Raw genomic sequence first — 17713 nt, 5'->3', positions numbered from 1 at the left:
TGAAGGCAGTCACGGCGGCGAAGGGCTCCCATGCGTGAGGTGAACCAGGACACGGTGGCGGAAGCCGAGTCCATCGAACGGGGCGGCGGGACGCTCGGGATCAGCGAACTGCTGGCCAAGGTGGCCGAGCAGACACGGCCGCCGGCCGAGGCCGAGGCCACCGACGGGGCGCCTGCCGCGGCCACGGCCTCGGACCGGGACGCGGACACCCCTGCTGCGGCCGCTGCCGCGACGGCGCCCGAGAGCGCCGAGGGGCTCGGGCGCCCGGCCGCGGAGTCCGGCGGTGACCCGCACGTGCGTCCGGCCGGGGAGGACGGTGCCGGGGACTCTCGGGCGCGCGACGCCGGAGAGCCTGACGGTCTCCCCGCCGCATCCGCCGGACCTGCCGACGTCGCGCCGGACCCCGGGCCCAACCCGGGAACGAACTCGGGAACGAACTCGGGAGAGCACACCACCGACACTGGTTTGGCCACGACCATCGCCGCCATCGCCGGACGTTTCGTGCCCGGCGGGCAGCTCGCCGTGGACGCCGACTTCTTCGACGCCGGCGGTACCTCCGTCAACGCCGTCGAACTCGCCGCCGCGCTGGAGGACGAGCTCGGGATCGTGCTCGATCTGGACGAGGTGTTCGCCGACGCCCGTCCGAGCAGCCTCGCCCGCCGGTGTCTGCACAGCGGCACACCACCCGAGGCCGTACGACCGTCGCCCATACCGCCGTCGCCCCTACCGCCGTCGACCGCACGGCCGGCGACCGCACCGCCCGCAGCCGAACCGCCTGCGACCGTCTCGCCGGTTCCGGCCACACGCCCCGCGCTCGTCCTGCCCGCCTCGTCCGGCCCTGAGTCGGCCGGCCCCCACTCCACCGCCCGCCCCGACGACCTCGAGCAGATCCTCGCCGACCTGGCCCTGGCCGACCGGCTCCCCTTCACCGCGAACCCCGAGCCCCTGCCGCCCCGCCGGATCCTGCTCACCGGTGCCACCGGCTTCCTCGGCGGGCACATGCTGCTCGACCTGCTCCGGCACAGCGACGCGCACGTGTACTGCCTGGTCCGCGCCGCCGACGAGGCCGCGGCGCTCGCCCGGCTCGGCGAGGCGCTCACGAGCTACCGGCTGCCCTGGTCGTCGGAGGTCCGCCGGCGCATCACCGTCCTCCCCGGCGACATGCGCCGCCCCCGCCTCGGCCTCTCCGACGAGACGTGGACGAGGCTCACGCGGGAGCTGGACAGCGTCGTCGGCGTCGCCGCCGCCGTGGACTTCCTGCGCGGCTACCAGTCGCTGCGGCACAGCAACGTCCTCGGCGCCCTGACCCTCGCCGAGCTCGCCGCGACGGGACGCCCCAAGCCGCTGCACCACATCTCGTCCGTCGCCGTGTTCAACGAGGTCGGCATCGCCTCCATGGGTGAGGACGACCCGCTCGCGCACGTCGACCGCCTGATCGCCGGCTACGACCAGACCAAGTGGGCCGCCGAAGTGGCCCTGCGCCGCGCCCGCGACCACGGCCTGATCGTCACCGCGCTGCGCCCCGGCGGCATCGGGGGCCACACCAAGACCGGTGCCTACAACCCGCAGGACCTCAGCAGCGGCCTGATCTCGGCCTTCGGCCGCTTCCGCACCGTTCCCGCCTTCCGCTACCTGAACGCCGCCCCCGTCGACTGGGTGAGCCGCGTCGCCGCGGCCGTCGTCTGCGAACCCGACGCCTGGGGCTTCGACTACAACCTCACCGGCGTCCCCAACACCCTGGACGACGTCGTACGGGACATGGCGTTCGGCGGGATGCATGTGCGCGTGCAGGACTGGGACGAGTGGCGCACCGACACCCTGGCCAGGCTGGAGGCCGAGCCGGTCCCCGAACTCGCTTTCCTGACCCGCGTGTTGCAGAGCCCCACCGCGCTGAAGCTGTGCGAGGCCACGCTCAAGGGGCCGGCCGCGGAGATGGAGCGCACCGCCGCCCTCGTCGAGGCGCTGGGCCTGCCGCCCGCCGAACGCTACGACGCCCGCGCCCAGTTGAAGACGTTCGAGAAGCTCGCCGAGGACGGTCTCGGCCGCCTCCCGTCCAAGGACGACCAGCCCTACCTGTGGTTCTCCGAGACCACCGAGGGCGCCGTCGGACCGGCCGGCGCCCCCGCCGACAGCCCCTGCTCCATGGCCCTCACCCTCTCCATCGCGAGCATGCACCAGCTGGTGAGCGAGCGCCGCGTCGACGTCCGCGGCACGGTGACCTGCCCCGCGCTGCACGCCGAGGCGCTGACGGTGGAGCGCGGCGACCTGTGGGTCCGCCCCGAGGAGGGCATCCCGCAGCGGCACGGGATGAAGCACCAACTGCTCCGCTACCGCCTGGAGCTGCGGGACGCCGACGGCGGACGCTGGTGGCTGGAGGGCCGCAAGCACGCCCGGGCCCGCCGCGACCTGTGGCGGCAGACCCGCGCCCTGACCGTCGAGATCGGCCCCGAGGGCGCGCCGGCGACGCTGGCCGGCGAGGTCGTCGTCCCCGCCGACTCCTACGTCCGCGACCAGATCGACGGCATCGAGGTCGACCCGCGCCTGACCGGTCAGGAGAAGCGGGCCGCCAAGCTGACCTGGCTCGCCTGGTTCGGCCTGGAGATGGGCCGCGGACTGCTCGGCCCCTTCGCCCGCGCCGCCGCCGACCTGCTCGACCTGCGCCGCACCACCACCCTCACGGAGCGCAACCGATGATCTTCCGGCCCAGGACCAGGACCACCGCACGGCCCGCCCTCCGCCGGGTCAGGACCGCCCCCGCGCTGCGCCCCCTCCGGCACCGCCTCGACCCGGCCGCCGTCGAGGAGATCCCGCTGCGCGCCGCCGACGGCACACGCCTCGGACTCACGCGTGTCGACAGCGGCGACCGCGGCCGTCCCGCCGTCCTGCTGCTGCACGGGCACACCGCCTCCGCCGACATGTTCCTGCTGCCGGAGACCCGCAACCTCGTCGACGTCCTCCTCGACGACGGCTACGAGCCCTGGCTGCTCGACTGGCGCGGCAGCTGCCGGCTGCCCTACAACGAGACCGGCGGACGCTACACCTACGACGACGTCGCCCTGTACGACATCCCCGCCGCCGTCGCCCACATCCGCGAACGCGTCGGCGACCGCCCGCTGTTCGTGGTCGCCCACTGCATCGGCTCGCTCACCCTGTCGCTGAGCATGACCGCCGGACTGGTGCCGGGACTCGCGGGCGTGGTCTCCCAGGGCGTGTTCCTCACACCCAAGCTGGCCGGCCGTACCTCCCTGCGCATGTCGCTCGCGGGGGAACTGCTGAAGTCCCGCATCGACCACATCCCCGTCGACTTCCGCAAGGTCGGCCTGTGGTCGAAGTACACCCCGCTGTTCGCCCTCGCCTCCCGCAAGGCCGACTGCCCCGACCCGACCTGCCAGATCCTGCACAACTCGGCCTGGGGGACCGGCGCTTCGCTGTTCGTGCACGAGCACCTCACCGAGGCCACCCACGACCGGCTGGCCGACCTCCTCGGCCCCGCGCCGCTGTGGATCCTGCCCCACCTGCGGCGCATCGAACTGGCCCGCACGGTCGTGCGCTGGCACGACACCGACCACCGCTACCGCGCCCTGCCGCCCAACGCCCTCGACGCCGCCGCCCGCATCGACACCCCCGTGCTGCTGCTGGCCGGCAGCGAGAACGGGCTGTGGCTCGACTCGCAGAAGCTCTGTCACGAGGTGCTCGCCCGCAGACAGCCGCAGCTCGACGTGCGCTACACCGAGATCCCGGGCTACGGCCATCTCGACACGTTCCTCGGCCGGGGCGCCGCGCTCGACGTGTACGGCCACATCCTGGACTTCCTCGGTGAACGCCGCTGACGGCCGCTACCCTACCGATCAGTAACCCAACGGCACACCAGGAGGCGACGCCCCATGCCGCAGTTCGCTGTCGACGGCGCGGAACTCACCTACGACGACGAGGGCCCGCGCGACGCCGAGGGCGTGCCCCTGGTGTTCATCCACGGGTGGACGGCCAACCGGCACCGCTGGGACCACCAGATGGAGCACTTCGCCGCCGGGCGCCGGGTGATCCGCCTCGACCTGCGCGGACACGGCGACAGCACCGGCATCGGGGCCCGCGCGATCGCGGACCTCGCCGGAGACGTCATGGCCCTCCTCGACCACCTGGAGGTCGACCGGTTCGTCCCGGTCGGCCACTCCATGGGCGGCATGATCGCCCAGACCATCGCCCTCACCCACCCCGAGCGGGTCGAGCGCATGGTCCTCGTGAACTCCATCAGCCGAATGGCCTACAGCCGGGGACGCGGACTGCTGATGGCCGCCTCCACCCGCGTGCCGTTCAAGCTGTTCGTCGCCGCCAACATCCAGCGCGCCTTCGCCCCCGGCCACCCCCGCCACGAGATCAAGGAGTACATCCGCGCCTCCGCGGCCACACCCCGCGAGGTCGTGATGACGCTGTACGACGCCATGCGGGCCTTCGACGTCCTGGACCGGGTCGGCGAGATCCGCGTCCCCACCCTGATGGTGCACGGCTACCACGACATCCAGCTCCCGGTGCACCAGATGCTGCGCATGGCCAAGGGCTACCCGGACGCGGTGATCCGCATCATCGACGCGGGCCACGAACTGCCCGTGGAGAAGCCGAAGGAGCTGACCGCCGCCCTCGACTGGTTCCTGTCCGGGCCGCCCTCCCGGCCCTGAGCCACCGGGCGCCTTCGAGTCGCCGCACCCCGCGCGGCGCGGCAGCATGGCCCACGTGCGCCGCGGCGGGAGAGCCGAGGCGTGAGTGACCTCGCGGTGCCGGGTACCCGGGCCGTCCGCCACCAGCGGCCGGCCGGGCGCACCGTGCCCGGGCCCGCCGCAGCCGAGAGCAGCCGAAGGAGCCCACGAACATGACGGACGTATCGAGCCGGGGCCCCGCTCCGGGCGACGACCGCAAGGTACTCACCAACCGCCAGGGCCATCCGGTCTACGACAACCAGAACCAGCGCACCGTCGGCGCCCGCGGCCCGGCCACGCTGGAGAACTACCAGTTCCTGGAGAAGATCAGCCACTTCGACCGGGAACGCATCCCCGAGCGGGTGGTGCACGCCCGTGGCGTCACCGCGTACGGCTACTTCGAGGCGTACGGGAAGTGGGGCGACGAGCCGATCTCCCGCTACACCCGCGCCAAGCTCTTCCAGGAGCCGGGCAAGCGCACCGACCTGGCCGTCCGCTTCTCCACGGTCATCGGCGGACGCGACTCCTCCGAGGCCGCCCGCGACCCGCGCGGATTCGCGGTGAAGTTCTACACCGAGGACGGGAACTGGGACCTCGTCGGCAACAACCTGGGCGTCTTCTTCATCCGGGACGCGATCAAGTTCCCGGACGTCATCCACGCCCTCAAGCCCGACCCGGTCACCTTCGAGCAGCAGCCTCGGCGCATCTTCGACTTCATGTCGCAGACGCCCGAGTCGATGCACATGCTGGTCAACCTGTTCAGCCCGCGCGGCATCCCGGCGGACTACCGCCATATGCAGGGCTTCGGCGTCAACACCTACAAGTGGGTCAACGCCGAGGGCGAGACCAAGCTGGTCAAGTACCACTGGATGCCCAAGCAGGGCGTGCGCAGCATGACCGAGGAGGACGCGGCCAACGTCCAGGCCGAGGGGCTCGGACACGCCACCAAGGACCTCTACGAGGCGGTGGGGCGCGGCGACCACCCCGAGTGGGAACTGCTCGTCCAGATGATGGACGACCACGAGCACCCGGAGCTGGACTTCGACCCGCTGGACGACACCAAGACCTGGCCCGAGCAGGACTTCCCGCCCAAGCCGGTGGGCCGCATGGTGCTGAACCGGATGCCGGACAACTTCTTCGCCGAGAACGAGCAGATCTCCTTCGGCACCGGCGTCCTCGTCGACGGCCTGGACTTCTCCGACGACAAGATGCTCGTCGGCCGCACCTTCTCCTACAGCGACACCCAGCGCCACCGGGTCGGCCCGAACTACCTCCAGCTCCCGGTCAACCAGGCCAAGAACGCCGACGTGCGCACCAACCAGCGCGACGGCCTCATGACCTACCACCAGGACGGCCACGGGGAGAACCCGCACGTCAACTACGAGCCGTCGATCACCGGCGGGCTGCGCGAGGCCCAGTACCCGACGCACGACGAGCAGGGCCCGGAGATCCGGGGCCGACTCACCCGCCGGCGCATCCCCCGCACCAACGACTACCAGCAGGCCGGCCAGCGCTATCTGCTCATGGAGGACTGGGAGCGCGACGACCTGGTGCACAACTTCGTCACGCTGATCTCCCAGTGCGACCGTGCGGTGCAGGAGCGCATGGTCTGGCACTTCCTGCTGGTCGAGAACGACCTCGGCCGCCGGGTCGGCGAAGGACTCGGCATCACGCCCGAGGACGTCGCCACGCTGGAACCCCTGGCGAGCCAGGACCTCACCGACGAGGACCGCAAGCGGCTGTCCCACCTCGGCGACAACCCGCCGCGCGACGTGGAGGGCCTCACCATGACCCACTGCGTCCCCGACGAACGCCACGTCGTGACCCGCTGAACGAACGACCCCGTGGGACCTTCGACGGGGGCGGGACATTCGCCGTCAACCGCTCACGCGGGACGGTGAATTCCCGTCACCCGCCGATCGTCCCGGGCCGGGCCGGGGGAGCACTGGGTCATGACGAGTTCACCGTTCCAGCGCACCCTCACCCTGCCCGCCTCCCTGTGCGAACAGGCCGTCGAGCACCTGGAGCAGGCCGCGCAGCGGACCGTCGACGGTGCCGGGATCCCGCTGAAGGCGTTCCGGGCCGCCGCCGACAACGACTACACGCTGCCGGTCTCCGTGGTGGAACAGGCCGCCGGCTGCCTGCTGGTCCTGGCCACCGAGACCGCCCAGACCGCACGCCCCTCCGCCCTGCGCGCCACCATCGGCATCGCCCTGCGTCTGCGCGACGCCGTGGAGGCCGTCCACCAGCCCGCACTGACGACCCGGTTCTGGTGACGTCGGCCCCTCCCGCGTCACCCGCGGCGCCGCATGGCCGCCGTGCGCGAGGGAACCCGCACCCCCCCCCACCCCGACATCCCAGGAGAAGGCCATGAGTGTGTTGCGCGTCCTCGGCCGCCCGATGCTCGCGTCGATGTTCATCGCGGGCGGCCTGGAATCCGCCCGCCGCCCGCAGGACGTCACCCCGGTCGCCGACCCCGTCGTCCAGCCCGTCACCGAACGCGTCCAGGCGCTGCCCGACCGCACCGAGCAGGTCGTACGGCTCAACGGCGCCGTCCAGGTCGTCGCCGGACTGATGCTGGCCACCGGACGCATGCCCCGCCCGGCCGCGCTCGCCGTCGCCGCCACGCTCGTCCCCACCACGCTGGCGGGACACCGCTTCTGGGAGGAGGAGGACCCCGACGCACGCAGTCAGCAGCGCGTCCACTTCCTGAAGAACCTCTCCATGCTCGGCGGGCTGCTGATCGCCGCCGACGACACCGGCGCCGCCCCCTCGCTGCTGTGGCGCGGCCGGCACACCGCCCGCGGCGTGCGCCGCGACGCCCGCCTGGTACGGCGCTCCGTCCGCGCCGGCGCCAGGCCCGCCGCCGCGGCCGGCCGCGTCCGCGGCAAGCTGCCCCGCTGACCGAGAACCGTCACGCACCGTACCCGGGCCGCGCGGGAGGCGTTAGCCCCCGACGGCCGGGGGGACCCGAGGGACCCGGCACGGTGTGCCACCACGAACCGGAGGAGGAAGAGATGGGACACGGAGGAAACGTCATCGACGAACTGGTGACCGATCACCGGGAGGTCGAGGAACTCTTCACCAAGATCGAGGAACTGCCCCCGGGCCACAAGGACCGCAAGACGTACGCCGACCAGGCCACCATCGAACTCGTCCGCCACTCCGTGGCCGAGGAGGCCTACCTCTACCCGGCGGTGCGGGAGCACGTGCCCGGCGGGGACACCCTGGCCGACAAGGAGCTCGAGGACCACGCCGAGGCCGAGCGGATCATGAAGGACCTAGAGGGCTGCGACGCCGGTGACCCGGAGTTCGACCGGCTCGTCGGCATGCTGATGAGCGAGATCCGGTCCCACATCGCGGACGAGGAGGGCAACCTCTTCCCCAGGCTGCGCGCCTCCTGCCCGCCCGAGCAGCTCGACCAGCTCGGGGACAAGGTGCGGCAGGCGAAGAAGACGGCACCGACCCGGCCGCACCCCGCCGCGCCGGACAAGCCCCCGGCGAACAAGCTGCTGGCACCGGGCGTCGGCATGGTGGACCGGCTGCGCGACGCGCTGAGCGGGCGCGGCAAGCTCGAGTGACACGGTCACGGACACTCCGGGACGCCAGGTGGGAGGGCCCGTCGCCGCGACGCGACGGGCCCTCCCACGTGTCCTCACCGGGCCTGCTCCTTCCGGGCCCGCCTTTTTGCCCGGCCCGTCCCTCCGGGGTCAGGGCGGCCACTCGTCGTCGTGTCCGGTGACCACCGCCGGGGTCCGGCCGGACCCTCCCGTGAGGGCGGCCACCGTGCGTTCCAGGCCCTCCTCCCAGGGCACCCTCGGCGACCAGCCGAACAGCTCGTGCGCGAACCCCGTGGCAGGCCGCGGCCGCTCGTCACAGGGGGCGGCCGGTGCGGCCGGTGGGGCGACGTACACCAGCGGCGACCGGGAGCCCGTCAGCTCGATCACCCGCCGGGCCACCTCCCCGTCGGTCGTCTCCTCGTCCGACCCCAGGTCGACCGGCCGCACCGACCGCCCCGCGGCCACCAGCAGCATCCCGTCGACCGCGTCGTCGACGTAGCACAGCGAGCACGGGCGGCTGCCGTCACCGGTGACCGCGACCGGCTCACCCGCGAGCGCCTGCCGGACGAAGACCGGGATCATCCGGCCGTCGTCCGTCCGCATCCGGGGGCCGTGCACGGCGAACAGCCGCACGATGCCCGCGTTGCTGCCCCGGGCCCCCGCGTGGGCGGCCACGAGAGCCTCGGAGAACCGCTGGGCCTCGACGTACGCGGTGCGCGGGGCCAGCGGATCCGCCGCGTCGCCCGGCGCGGGCGGGGGCGCGGCGAGCGGTGAGTCGCCGTCGTCCGCGGGCGCGGAGGCGAGCAGGAAGCGGGCCCCGTGCCTGTCCGCCACGGCGAGCGCGTTGCGGGTGCCCCGGCCGGCCGCGTCGAGGACCTCCACGGGCCGCTCCAGCCCGTCCGTCGGCGAGGCCGGGCCGGCGAGGTGCAGGACCAGGTCGTAGGGCCCGGCGAGCGCGTTCGGGCAGGCCGGATCGGCGAGGTCGTACTCCAGGAACCGGAAGCCGGGCCGACCGGTGAGCCGGCCGATGTTGTCGGCGTGGCCGGTGGAGAGATTGTCCAGACAGTCGACGTCGACTCCTGAAGCGAGCAGCCGCTCGCACACATGGGAGCCTAGGAAGCCCGCCCCGCCGGTCACCAGGGCGCGCCGCCACGGAGCCGGGGAGAGCGTGCCGTCGGGGAATGTCGTCATCGGCATCTTGGAACGCCCTTCTCACTGGTCCGACGCGAGAGAGCCGGCGCCCCGAGTGCCCCTGACGCACCGACTTCATGCGCTGACGCCCTGTGCGCGGCCGGTCACCGGGCGCGGGCGCGCGGCGTCTGTGATCAACCCCACTCACTGCGCCAAGTCCCCGTCTTCCACGGCGTAGTTGAAGCGTCGGGGCCGTCCGCCGGAGCCGCCACCGGAAAGGACTCGGGCCTCCCTTCTGCCACGATGGTCCGCGCCGTTTCCCGGCGACGGGAGCCGCCGCGCAGCGCAGCCGGCGTTCCGCTCCCCGAGTCCCCTTCGCCTGAGTCCCCGGACTCGTCTTCGAGTAGCGCACTGTGACTTCCTCACCCACCTCCGCCCTGCCCGCCCCCGCGCCGGAATCCGCTTCCGGCCCCGCCGAGGCCCCGTCCCGCTCGCCCTGGCGGTCCCTGCGGTACCGCAGCATGCGCTGGTGGTCCGTCGCCAACTTCGTGTCGAACGCCGGCACGTGGATGCAGCTCACGGTGCAGAACCTGCTGGTCCTGCAGATCACCGGGTCCGCCGCCGCCACCGGTCTGTCCATGTCCGTGCAGGCCGCCCCCGCCCTGCTGATGAGCATGCTGGGCGGCGCGATGGTCGACCGGTGGCCGCGGAAGCTCACCGCCGCGGTCAGCCAGGCGCTGCTCGGCGCGATCGCCTTCACCACGGCCGTCCTGGTGGCCACGGACCGGCTCGACATGACCTCCCTGATGGTGCTGGCCGCCGTGACCGGCATGGTCGCCACCGTCGACAACCCGGCCTGCGCCCTGCTCGGCAACGACCTCGTGCCCGCCGAGGACGTGCCCTCCGCCATCGGCGTGGGTGCGCTGGTGCACAACGCGGGCCGGCTCGCGGGCGCCGCCATGGCGGGCGTGACCGTCGGCTTCCTCGGCACGTCCGCCGCGTACTTCGCCAACGGGCTGTCCTTCCTCTTCGTGACCGCCGTCATCCCCTTCCTGCGGCCGGTGCGCGGCGCGGCCCGCCGGGTCGCGGGCGAGCGCGGGCGCGGGCGCGGGGAGCCGGACATGACCGTGCGCGAGGGGCTGGCCTTCTTCGCCCGTCGGCCCCGCCTGCTCGCGCTCGCCGGGATCACCGGGATCAGCGCGGTCTTCGGCCGCAACTACGGGCTCACCCTCGCCGTCCTCGTCACCGGGCCGCTCGCGGGCGGCGCCGGGGCGTTCGGCACGGTGTCCACGGTGCTCGCCGTCGGCGGCATCCTCGGTGCCGTCCTCGGCGCCCGGCTGCGCAAGCCGTCCGTGCGGGTCGTGGGCGCCCTCGCGGCGACGGGCGCGCTGCTTCAGGTGGTGGCGGGGCTGTCGCCCTCGCTGGCCGTCCTGCTGGTGCTCGTGCTGCCGATGGCCGTCGTCGAGTCCGTCTCCGACACCGCCGGGACCGCTGTGTTGCAGACCGACCCGCCCGCCCATCTGCGCGGACGCGTGCTGGGCGTGTGGGGCAGCATCGGCACGGTGTGGAGCCTGGGCGGACCCCCCGCTCTCGGCCTCCTGATGGAACTGGCCGGCCCCCGCGGCGCCCTCGTCACCGGCGGTCTGATCATCGCCGGCTCCCTCACGGCCGGCCACCTCCTGAGCTCCCGCCGCACGGCGACCCCCGTGCTGGTACGCACGGAGGAGGGCGACGTCTCGGACCGCACCGCCCTGAGCACCGCCGCCTGACGCCTGCGGCGGACAGCGCCCCTCCCGGCGTGCTCTCGCCGGACGCCGTCGGACGTCTCCGGTCAGCCCTGCGTCCACCAGGCCGGCGGCCGGCCCGCGCCGGTCGGGACGGGGCGGGTGTCGAGGACCTCGCGGTAGACCGCCTCGGTGGCTGCGGCGATGCGCGGCCAGCCGTAACGGTCGAGGACCCGGCGGCGCCCGGCCCTCCCGCACGCCTCGCGGGCCGCGGGATCCGCGAGCAGGCCGGCCACGGCACGGGCCAGCGCCGCCGGGTCGCGGGGCGGCACCAGCCGGCCGGTCCCCGGGTCGGCCACCGTGTCCAGCTGACCGCCGACCGCGCTCGCCACCACCGGCCGGCCGCACGCCATCGCCTCCAGCGGGACGATGCCGAAGGGCTCGTAGTCGGCCGGACACAGCACCACGTCGGCCGAGCGCAGCAACAGCGGCACCAGGGCGCCGCTCACCCCGCCGGTGAACCGGACCCGGTCGGCGACCCCCGCGTCCCGCGCGACACCCCGCAGTCGCCGTACCTCCGGGTCGTCGTCCAGCCGGTCCGCCGGCGGCCCGCCGACGACGAGCAACTCGGTGCCGGGCAGCCGTGCCAGCGCGGCCACCGACACAGCGGCGCCCTTGCGCGGCACCAGCCGGCCCAGGTGCAGCAGCCGATGACGGTGCGGGCCGCGCGGCGCCACCGGGCCCACCGGCGTGAACCGGTCGGTGTCCACCCCGCACGGCACGACGTCGATCCGGTGGGCCGGCACGCCCATCCGGGTCAGTTCGGCGACCTCGTCCCGGCAGGTGGCGATGATCCGGTCGCAGCCCAGGCCGAGCTCGATCTCGCAGCCGATCCGCTCGGGCGGACTGGTGTCCGCGAGCCCCTGGTGCCGCCGCTTCACCGCGCCCAGCGCGTGATACGTGTGCACCAGCGGCCGCCCCAGCTCGCGGGCCGCGGGCAGGGCGGCGAGGCCCGACATCCAGAAGTGCGCGTGCGCCACGTCGGGCGGGCGCGCCCGCCACTCCCGGGCCAGCCGGCGCCCGAACTCCGCCATGTACGGCAGCAGCGCGTCCTTGGGGACGGGTTCCGCCGGGCCCGCGGGCACGTGGTGCACCTCGACGCCCTCGCGCAGGCGCACCCGGTCGGGCAGGTCCGGGGCGTCCCGGCGGGTGTGCACGGTGACCCGGTGACCGCGATCGGCGAGCGCCCCGGCCAGCGCGGCGACGTGCACGTTCTGCCCGCCGGCGTCCACCCCGCCGAGCGCCGCGAGCGGACTGGCGTGCTCCGAGACCAGCGCGACGGACAGCACGCCGGGTGCCGTGTGCACCCCCGGGGCCGTGTTCATACGGCCGCTCCGCGGTCCGTCGGCTCCCCCCGGCCCTGCTCCCGCTCCCACGGCCCGCCCGCGGATCCCAACAGCCGGGCCACGGCGGCGAGCACATCGGCGTCGTCGATCCCGTCGAGACACGGGTGTCCCGGCACCGGACACTGCCGGGCCCGGGTGCCCGCGCAGGGCGCACGCTGGTCGCCGAGCAGCACGTGCGGTACGGCGTACGGGGCCCACCGCTCGGCCGGCACCACCGGCGCGAACAGGCTCACCACCGGGGTGCCGACCGCCGCGGCGAGATGGGCCGGTCCGGTGTTGCCGGTGACCACCACCCGGGCCCGCGCCAGCACCCCGGCCAGCTGCCGCAGATCCGTGGCACCGCCCAGGTCCAGGCCGTGCCGTCCCGCGACCCGCGCGGTCAGTTCCCGTTCCGTGCGGCCCCCGGTCACCACCACCCGGTAGCCCTCGGCGGACAGCGCCGCCACGGCCCGCGCGGCCCGCCCGGCGCTCCAGGCCCGGGCCGGGACGGCGGCTCCCGGGTGCACCACGACATACGGCTCGGTACCGGTGAGTCGGGCCGTCCCGGGCGGGGGAGCGACCCGCAGCCGCCCGTCGTCCCCGGGCGGCAGCGCGAAGCCCGCGGCGCGGGCCAGGTCCAGAGCGGCCAGGACCTCGTGCCGGCCGGGCCGTCGCCGGTGCCGGAGGTCCAGCAGGGCGCCGGGATAGTCGTCGCAGTCGGCGGCGATCCACCCGACCCCGGCCAGCTTCAGCAGCAACGCCGCCGGGAGCGGGCTCTGGTGGTACGACACCAGCACCAGCGCCCGGTCGAACCGGCCCGCCGTCAGGGCCCGCATCAGCTCCCGGGTGGCCGGGCGGGCGACCGGCGCCGGCTCCAGCCCCACCCAGGGCGCGTCGTAGACCAGCACGTCGTCCGCGCCGGGCAGCATCCGCGCGGCCGCCGCACCCTGTGGCCCGCACAGCAGCGCGGTGTACGCCGACCCCGCGGCCACGGCGCGCACGGCCGGACCCGCCAGCAGGACGTCCCCCGCACTGTCCAGACGCACGACGAGCGTGCGCGGCGACCGGCGCCGAGTCCGCCCGGTCACCGCATCGCTCCCACCGACGTCCCCCGTGCGCCCGCCCGCCGACCGCACGGTCCGGCGAGGCGGGACGCCGGCCGGAGGAGCCGTGGGCCGGTCGAGCCGGGCGCTCCCCGGGCGGGCGGGGCGCCCGGCCGGTGCGGTACGGGGGAGGTGGCCTCGGGCAGCAGGCCGGGGGCGGTGGGGTGGTTCATGAGCCGAGCCGTTCACTGATCGCCGGGTGCGGCTCGCGGGATGCCGCCCGGGAGCGGCGCCGGTCGTGCGGCGGGGCGGCGCGGTGGACGAGCTGTCCGCGCAGCCAGTGCCAGGTGGCCGTGGGCGGGATCAGGGTGCTGGTGAGCACCATGGTCAGGATCTCGTCCCGGGTGCGCGGCCCCGGCAGGATGCGGGCCAGGGCGAACTCGGCGGTGCCCGCCAGCCATCCCGCGGCGCAGACGACCGCGGCCCGCCGCCGCCCCGACACGGCACCGGCGACGGCCGCCAGCCCCGCCGCTGTCACCGCGAGATGCAGCGGCAGCCGGCCCCGCGGCGCCCCGGCGCGCCGCCACCAGTCGCGGCCGTGCAGCCGGGTCATCAGCACGTCGTCGGCGTTGCCCGCCTGCGTCCGCACCGAGACCCAGGGGCCTGCCGGGCGCACCGGATGCGTGGTGGTGCGGCGGCCCTCGGCCAGGGTCCAGCCCGCGTCCAGCAGCCGCAGCGCCAGATCCGCGTCCTCCCGGAACGCCCGCCGGAACCGTTCGTCGAAGCCGCCCACGGCCTCCAGCGCGCGCCGCCGGTACACCATGTCGGCGGTGATCCACCGGGCGTCGGCGAGGGCCGCGGTGCCGCGCTCCCAGTCGGTGGGCGGGCGGTCCCGCGGCAGCGGCACCTCGATGCGCGCGCTGATCCCGGCCGTGGCGACACTGGCCCCGGCCAGATCGAGCGCGAGGTCGTCGGCCCAGGTGGGGCCGGGGACGACGTCGTCGTCGAGGAAGGCGATCCACGGCACGTCGCCGGCCGCGCGCAGCCCGGCGTTGCGCGCGGCGGCCGGCCCGCGTCCCCCGCCGGGCACGACGACGGTGCGCGAGCGCAGCGACGGCGGCACGGCCGCGGTGAGCGGCACGTCGGGGTCGGGGCGGTCGTCGACGACCACGACCCGCACCGGGCGGGGCCCCTCCGCCTCGGCCAGCGCGCCCAGGCACGCCCCCAGGCTGGGCCGGCCCAGCGTCGGCACCACCACCGCGTACTCCCCGCTCGGCACCCTCGGCGCGGTCATCGCAGGTCCTCGCCGTCGTCCGAGGCGAAGAACCTGCCGCGCCGGACCGCGTACGGGCCGATGGCCAGCAGGTCGACGGGGGAGGAGCCGAAGCACTCCAGGGCGTCGCGCGGATCGTCCACCATGGGCCGGCCGGCCGTGTTGAGGCTGGTGTTGACCACCACGGGCAGCCCGGTCAGCCGTTCGAACTCGGTGAGCATCCGCGCCACCAGCGGCTCCCGGTCCGGGTCGACGGTCTGGATGCGGGCGGTGCCGTCCACGTGCACCACGGCGGGGACGCGCTCCCGCCACTCGGCGGCCACGTCGTGCACGAACAGCATGTACGGGCTGGGCAGCGGCCCGTCGAAGATGTCCGCGGCGCGGTCCGCGAGGACCATCGGCGCGACCGGCCGGAACTGCTCGCGCCCCTTGACGTCGTTCAGCCGTTCCAGATTGCCCGCGTGCCCGGGATGGGCGAGCAGCGAGCGGTGTCCCAGCGCCCGCGGGCCGTACTCGCTGCGGCCCTGGAACCAGGCGACGATGCCGTTGTCCGCGAGGGCCCGCGCCACGGTCGCCGCGATGTCCGGCGGCCGCTCGAAGGGCACGCCCGCGGTCTTCAGCCAGGCCGCGAGCTCGGCGTCGGACCAGTCCCGGCCCAGGTCGGCGCCGGTCATCGGCGCGGGCTCGTCCCCGGCGCCGGCGGCCAGCAGCAGGGCTCCGCCGAGCGCGGTGCCGGCGTCACCGGCGGCGGGCTGCACCCACACCCGGGAGAAGGGACCCTCGCGGGCGATACGGGAGTTGGCGACGCAGTTCAGGGCCACACCACCGGCGAGGGTGAGGAGGCTGTCGTGGGTCCGGCCGTGCAGCCAGCGCACCAGGTCGAGCAGGGTCTCCTCCAGCACGGCCTGCGCGCTGGCGGCGACATCGGCGTGCGCCTGCGTCCACGGCTCGTCCGGACCGCGCGGCGGGCACAGCTCGGCCCAGGGGACCCCGGTGGCGCGGAAGCCGCCGTCACCCGTCGGACACACGTACCGGCGCAGCTCGTTCAGCATGCGCGGGGTGCCGTGGGAGGCCAGCGCCATCACCTTGAACTCGTCGGAGGACCGCAGGAAGCCGAGGTGTGCGGTGAGCTCCTCGTAGACCAGGCCGAGCGAGTGCGGCAGCTCCTGCGCGTGCAGCGCTTCGAGCCGGCCGGACCTGCGGCGGGCCGCGAGGTGGGAGGCGCGCTCACCGCGGCCGTCCAGGACGAGCACCGAGGAGTTCCCGGCGTCGGGTGCCGCGAAGGCGCCCGAGGCGGCGTGCGCCATGTGGTGCGGCACGAAACGGACGATGCCGGGGTCCAGGCCCGGCAGCGCGGTGCGCAGGAAGCCGGGGGCCTCGCGGGCGTAGGTGAGGCGCAGGTGGTCCCACGGGTCGTCCAGGCCCATCGCGTCGGCGGGGCGGGCGAGCGCCGGGTCGAAGGAGTAGGTGACCGCGTCGAGGTCCTGCGGGCGCAGCCCGGCCCGCTTCAGGCACCAGGCGGCGGCCTTCTCGGGCAGCTCCCAGGCGGAGAACGGCAGCGGACGCTTGCCGTGCTTGCGCCGGGAGAACCGTTCCTCCTCGGCGGCGGCGACGGTCCGCCCGTCGATCACCAGGGCGGCGGCGGGGTCGTGGAAGAGCGCGTTGATCCCGAGGATGCGCATGGGCAGGGCCTTTCAGCTTCCGGGGTCCGCTTGCGGACCCGCTTCACCGTCGGCTTCGGCGCGGAACCAGGCGATCGTGCGGCGCAGCCCCTCATCGGCGCTCACCCGCGGTTCCCAGCCGAGCTTGTCGCGGGCGAGCGTGATGTCGGGGCAGCGCACGGCCGGGTCGTCGACGGGGCGTTCGATGAAGCGGATCTCCGAGCCGGACCCGGTGAGGTCGACGACCAGGCGGGCCAGGTCCAGCATGGTGATCTCACCCGGGTTGCCGATGTTGACCGGCCCGCGCATGCCGTGCGCGGCCGCCGCGAGGACGCCCGCCACGGTGTCGTCGACGTAGCACAGCGACCGCGTCTGGCGCCCGTCACCGGTCACGGTGAGCGGCTCACCGGCGAGCGCCTGCCGCACGAACGTGGGCACCGCGCGGCCGTCGTGGCCGCGCATCCGCGGGCCGTAGGTGTTGAACAGCCGCACGATGCAGGTGTCGGTGCCGTGGGTCTCGGCGTGGGCGGTGGTCAGCGCCTCGCCGAAGCGTTTGGCCTCGTCGTACACGCTGCGGGGCCCCACCGGATTGACATGGCCCCAGTAGCGCTCGTCCTGCGGGTTCTGCTGCGGATCGCCGTAGACCTCGGAGGTCGACGCCAGCACGAAGCGGGCTCCCGAGGTCCGCGCCAGCTCCAGGGCGTTGCGGGTGCCGAGGCTGCCGGTCTCCATGGTGTGCAGCGGCAGCCGCAGGTAGTCGGCCGGGGACGCCGGCGAGGCGAAGTGCAGCACCAGGTCGGGCGGTCGCCGCACGGGAAGCTCCTCGGCCACGTTCGCCTGCACCAGCAGGAAGCCGGGCCGGTCGAGCAGCGGGGCGATGTTCTCCGGCCGCCCGGTGCAGAAGTCGTCGACACAGGTGACGCGGGCACCGGAGTCCAGGAGGGCGGCACACAGGTGAGAGCCGACGAATCCGGCACCACCGGTGACGACGACGTGCTCCCAGCTGCGTGAGACGGCACTGCTCATATCGCTCGCCCTCCGGCTCAGACGTCACCGACCGGCCCGGCCGCCCCCGACACCGGGCCCTCGATCAGCGTGAGCCGCCTCGCCGGGACGGGCACGGCCGTGTACGGCAAACCGGTGAATGACGCAGAGTGAGCACGTCCGGACGGTGCGCGGCCCAGGGGGTGTCCGCAAAGTCCCGCCCGGCATGCCCTCTCGCCGCACCGGGCGGACACCCGAGTA

At 74.5% G+C, this 17713-nt stretch carries 14 protein-coding genes; 8 read left to right on the top strand and 6 right to left on the bottom strand.

The window, feature by feature from the left end:
* Positions 1 to 30 precede the first annotated feature (30 nt).
* The 7 genes from AB0412_RS24075 (at position 31) to AB0412_RS24045 (ending at position 8272) form a co-directional block, all read left to right on the top strand.
* Positions 31 to 2694 carry a thioester reductase domain-containing protein gene (locus AB0412_RS24075; protein WP_366404640.1) on the top strand — a complete coding sequence of 888 codons (2664 nt, stop codon included), beginning with the start codon at positions 31 to 33 and terminating at the stop codon, positions 2692 to 2694.
* Positions 2691 to 3830 (top strand): alpha/beta fold hydrolase, encoded by a 1140-nt coding sequence (locus tag AB0412_RS24070; RefSeq protein WP_366404639.1) that lies wholly within the window; start codon positions 2691 to 2693, stop codon positions 3828 to 3830. The genes AB0412_RS24075 and AB0412_RS24070 overlap by 4 nt, the downstream gene beginning before the upstream one ends.
* Positions 3831 to 3884: 54 nt before the next feature.
* On the top strand, positions 3885 to 4673 hold the full coding sequence (locus AB0412_RS24065; protein WP_366404638.1) for an alpha/beta fold hydrolase: 789 nt from the start codon (positions 3885 to 3887) through the stop codon (positions 4671 to 4673).
* A 191-nt stretch (positions 4674 to 4864) separates the two neighbouring features.
* A complete protein-coding gene (locus AB0412_RS24060; RefSeq protein WP_366404637.1) occupies positions 4865 to 6523 on the top strand; it encodes a catalase in 1659 nt (552 codons plus the stop codon).
* Between the two features lie 120 nt (positions 6524 to 6643).
* Positions 6644 to 6967, top strand: a complete 324-nt coding sequence (locus AB0412_RS24055) for a hypothetical protein (protein WP_366404636.1) — start codon at positions 6644 to 6646, stop codon at positions 6965 to 6967.
* Between the two features lie 94 nt (positions 6968 to 7061).
* Positions 7062 to 7595: a DoxX family protein gene (locus AB0412_RS24050; protein WP_366404635.1), complete on the top strand. Its 534-nt coding sequence runs from the start codon at positions 7062 to 7064 to the stop codon at positions 7593 to 7595.
* A gap of 113 nt (positions 7596 to 7708) precedes the next feature.
* On the top strand, positions 7709 to 8272 hold the full coding sequence (locus tag AB0412_RS24045; RefSeq protein ID WP_366404634.1) for a hemerythrin domain-containing protein: 564 nt from the start codon (positions 7709 to 7711) through the stop codon (positions 8270 to 8272).
* 129 nt (positions 8273 to 8401) lie between these two features.
* Here AB0412_RS24045 and AB0412_RS24040 read toward each other — a convergent pair whose 3' ends face one another.
* Positions 8402 to 9442, bottom strand: a complete 1041-nt coding sequence (locus tag AB0412_RS24040) for an NAD-dependent epimerase/dehydratase family protein (protein WP_366404633.1) — start codon at positions 9440 to 9442, stop codon at positions 8402 to 8404.
* A gap of 353 nt (positions 9443 to 9795) precedes the next feature.
* Here AB0412_RS24040 and AB0412_RS24035 point away from each other — a divergent pair, with 353 nt between their 5' ends.
* Positions 9796 to 11151, top strand: a complete 1356-nt coding sequence (locus tag AB0412_RS24035) for an MFS transporter (protein WP_366404632.1) — start codon at positions 9796 to 9798, stop codon at positions 11149 to 11151.
* Between the two features lie 62 nt (positions 11152 to 11213).
* Here AB0412_RS24035 and AB0412_RS24030 read toward each other — a convergent pair whose 3' ends face one another.
* From AB0412_RS24030 to AB0412_RS24010, 5 genes are all read right to left on the bottom strand, one after another.
* Positions 11214 to 12491 carry a glycosyltransferase gene (locus AB0412_RS24030; RefSeq protein ID WP_366404631.1) on the bottom strand — a complete coding sequence of 426 codons (1278 nt, stop codon included), beginning with the start codon at positions 12489 to 12491 and terminating at the stop codon, positions 11214 to 11216.
* Positions 12488 to 13579, bottom strand: coding sequence for a glycosyltransferase family 9 protein (locus tag AB0412_RS24025; protein WP_366404630.1), 1092 nt, complete (start codon positions 13577 to 13579; stop codon positions 12488 to 12490). Before AB0412_RS24025 ends, AB0412_RS24030 begins: the two co-directional genes overlap by 4 nt.
* 184 nt (positions 13580 to 13763) lie before the next feature.
* Complete coding sequence (locus AB0412_RS24020; protein ID WP_366404629.1) at positions 13764 to 14828, bottom strand: glycosyltransferase; 1065 nt, start codon at positions 14826 to 14828, stop codon at positions 13764 to 13766.
* Positions 14825 to 16489 (bottom strand): carbamoyltransferase C-terminal domain-containing protein, encoded by a 1665-nt coding sequence (locus AB0412_RS24015; RefSeq protein ID WP_366404628.1) that lies wholly within the window; start codon positions 16487 to 16489, stop codon positions 14825 to 14827. Before AB0412_RS24015 ends, AB0412_RS24020 begins: the two co-directional genes overlap by 4 nt.
* Positions 16490 to 16501: 12 nt before the next feature.
* Positions 16502 to 17494 carry an NAD-dependent epimerase/dehydratase family protein gene (locus AB0412_RS24010; RefSeq protein WP_366404627.1) on the bottom strand — a complete coding sequence of 331 codons (993 nt, stop codon included), beginning with the start codon at positions 17492 to 17494 and terminating at the stop codon, positions 16502 to 16504.
* Positions 17495 to 17713 lie beyond the last annotated feature (219 nt).

Source organism: Streptomyces sp. NPDC052012 (assembly GCF_040689265.1).
In the GTDB taxonomy this organism is placed as follows: Bacteria; Actinomycetota; Actinomycetes; order Streptomycetales; family Streptomycetaceae; genus Streptomyces.
Note: the sequence above shows the minus strand (reverse complement) of the source record. Positions and strands in the feature narration are given on the sequence as shown.

Bases quoted from the DNA above. Each gene is read 5' to 3' on its own strand.
- AB0412_RS24075 (WP_366404640.1), top strand. From the start codon at position 31: ATGCGTGAGGTGAACCAGGACACGGTGGCGGAAGCCGAGTCCATCGAA.
- AB0412_RS24070 (WP_366404639.1), top strand. From the start codon at position 2,691: ATGATCTTCCGGCCCAGGACCAGGACCACCGCACGGCCCGCCCTCCGC.
- AB0412_RS24065 (WP_366404638.1), top strand. From the start codon at position 3,885: ATGCCGCAGTTCGCTGTCGACGGCGCGGAACTCACCTACGACGACGAG.
- AB0412_RS24060 (WP_366404637.1), top strand. From the start codon at position 4,865: ATGACGGACGTATCGAGCCGGGGCCCCGCTCCGGGCGACGACCGCAAG.
- AB0412_RS24055 (WP_366404636.1), top strand. From the start codon at position 6,644: ATGACGAGTTCACCGTTCCAGCGCACCCTCACCCTGCCCGCCTCCCTG.
- AB0412_RS24050 (WP_366404635.1), top strand. From the start codon at position 7,062: ATGAGTGTGTTGCGCGTCCTCGGCCGCCCGATGCTCGCGTCGATGTTC.
- AB0412_RS24045 (WP_366404634.1), top strand. From the start codon at position 7,709: ATGGGACACGGAGGAAACGTCATCGACGAACTGGTGACCGATCACCGG.
- AB0412_RS24040 (WP_366404633.1), bottom strand. From the start codon at position 9,442: ATGACGACATTCCCCGACGGCACGCTCTCCCCGGCTCCGTGGCGGCGC.
- AB0412_RS24030 (WP_366404631.1), bottom strand. From the start codon at position 12,491: ATGAACACGGCCCCGGGGGTGCACACGGCACCCGGCGTGCTGTCCGTC.
- AB0412_RS24020 (WP_366404629.1), bottom strand. From the start codon at position 14,828: ATGACCGCGCCGAGGGTGCCGAGCGGGGAGTACGCGGTGGTGGTGCCG.
- AB0412_RS24015 (WP_366404628.1), bottom strand. From the start codon at position 16,489: ATGCGCATCCTCGGGATCAACGCGCTCTTCCACGACCCCGCCGCCGCC.
- AB0412_RS24010 (WP_366404627.1), bottom strand. From the start codon at position 17,494: ATGAGCAGTGCCGTCTCACGCAGCTGGGAGCACGTCGTCGTCACCGGT.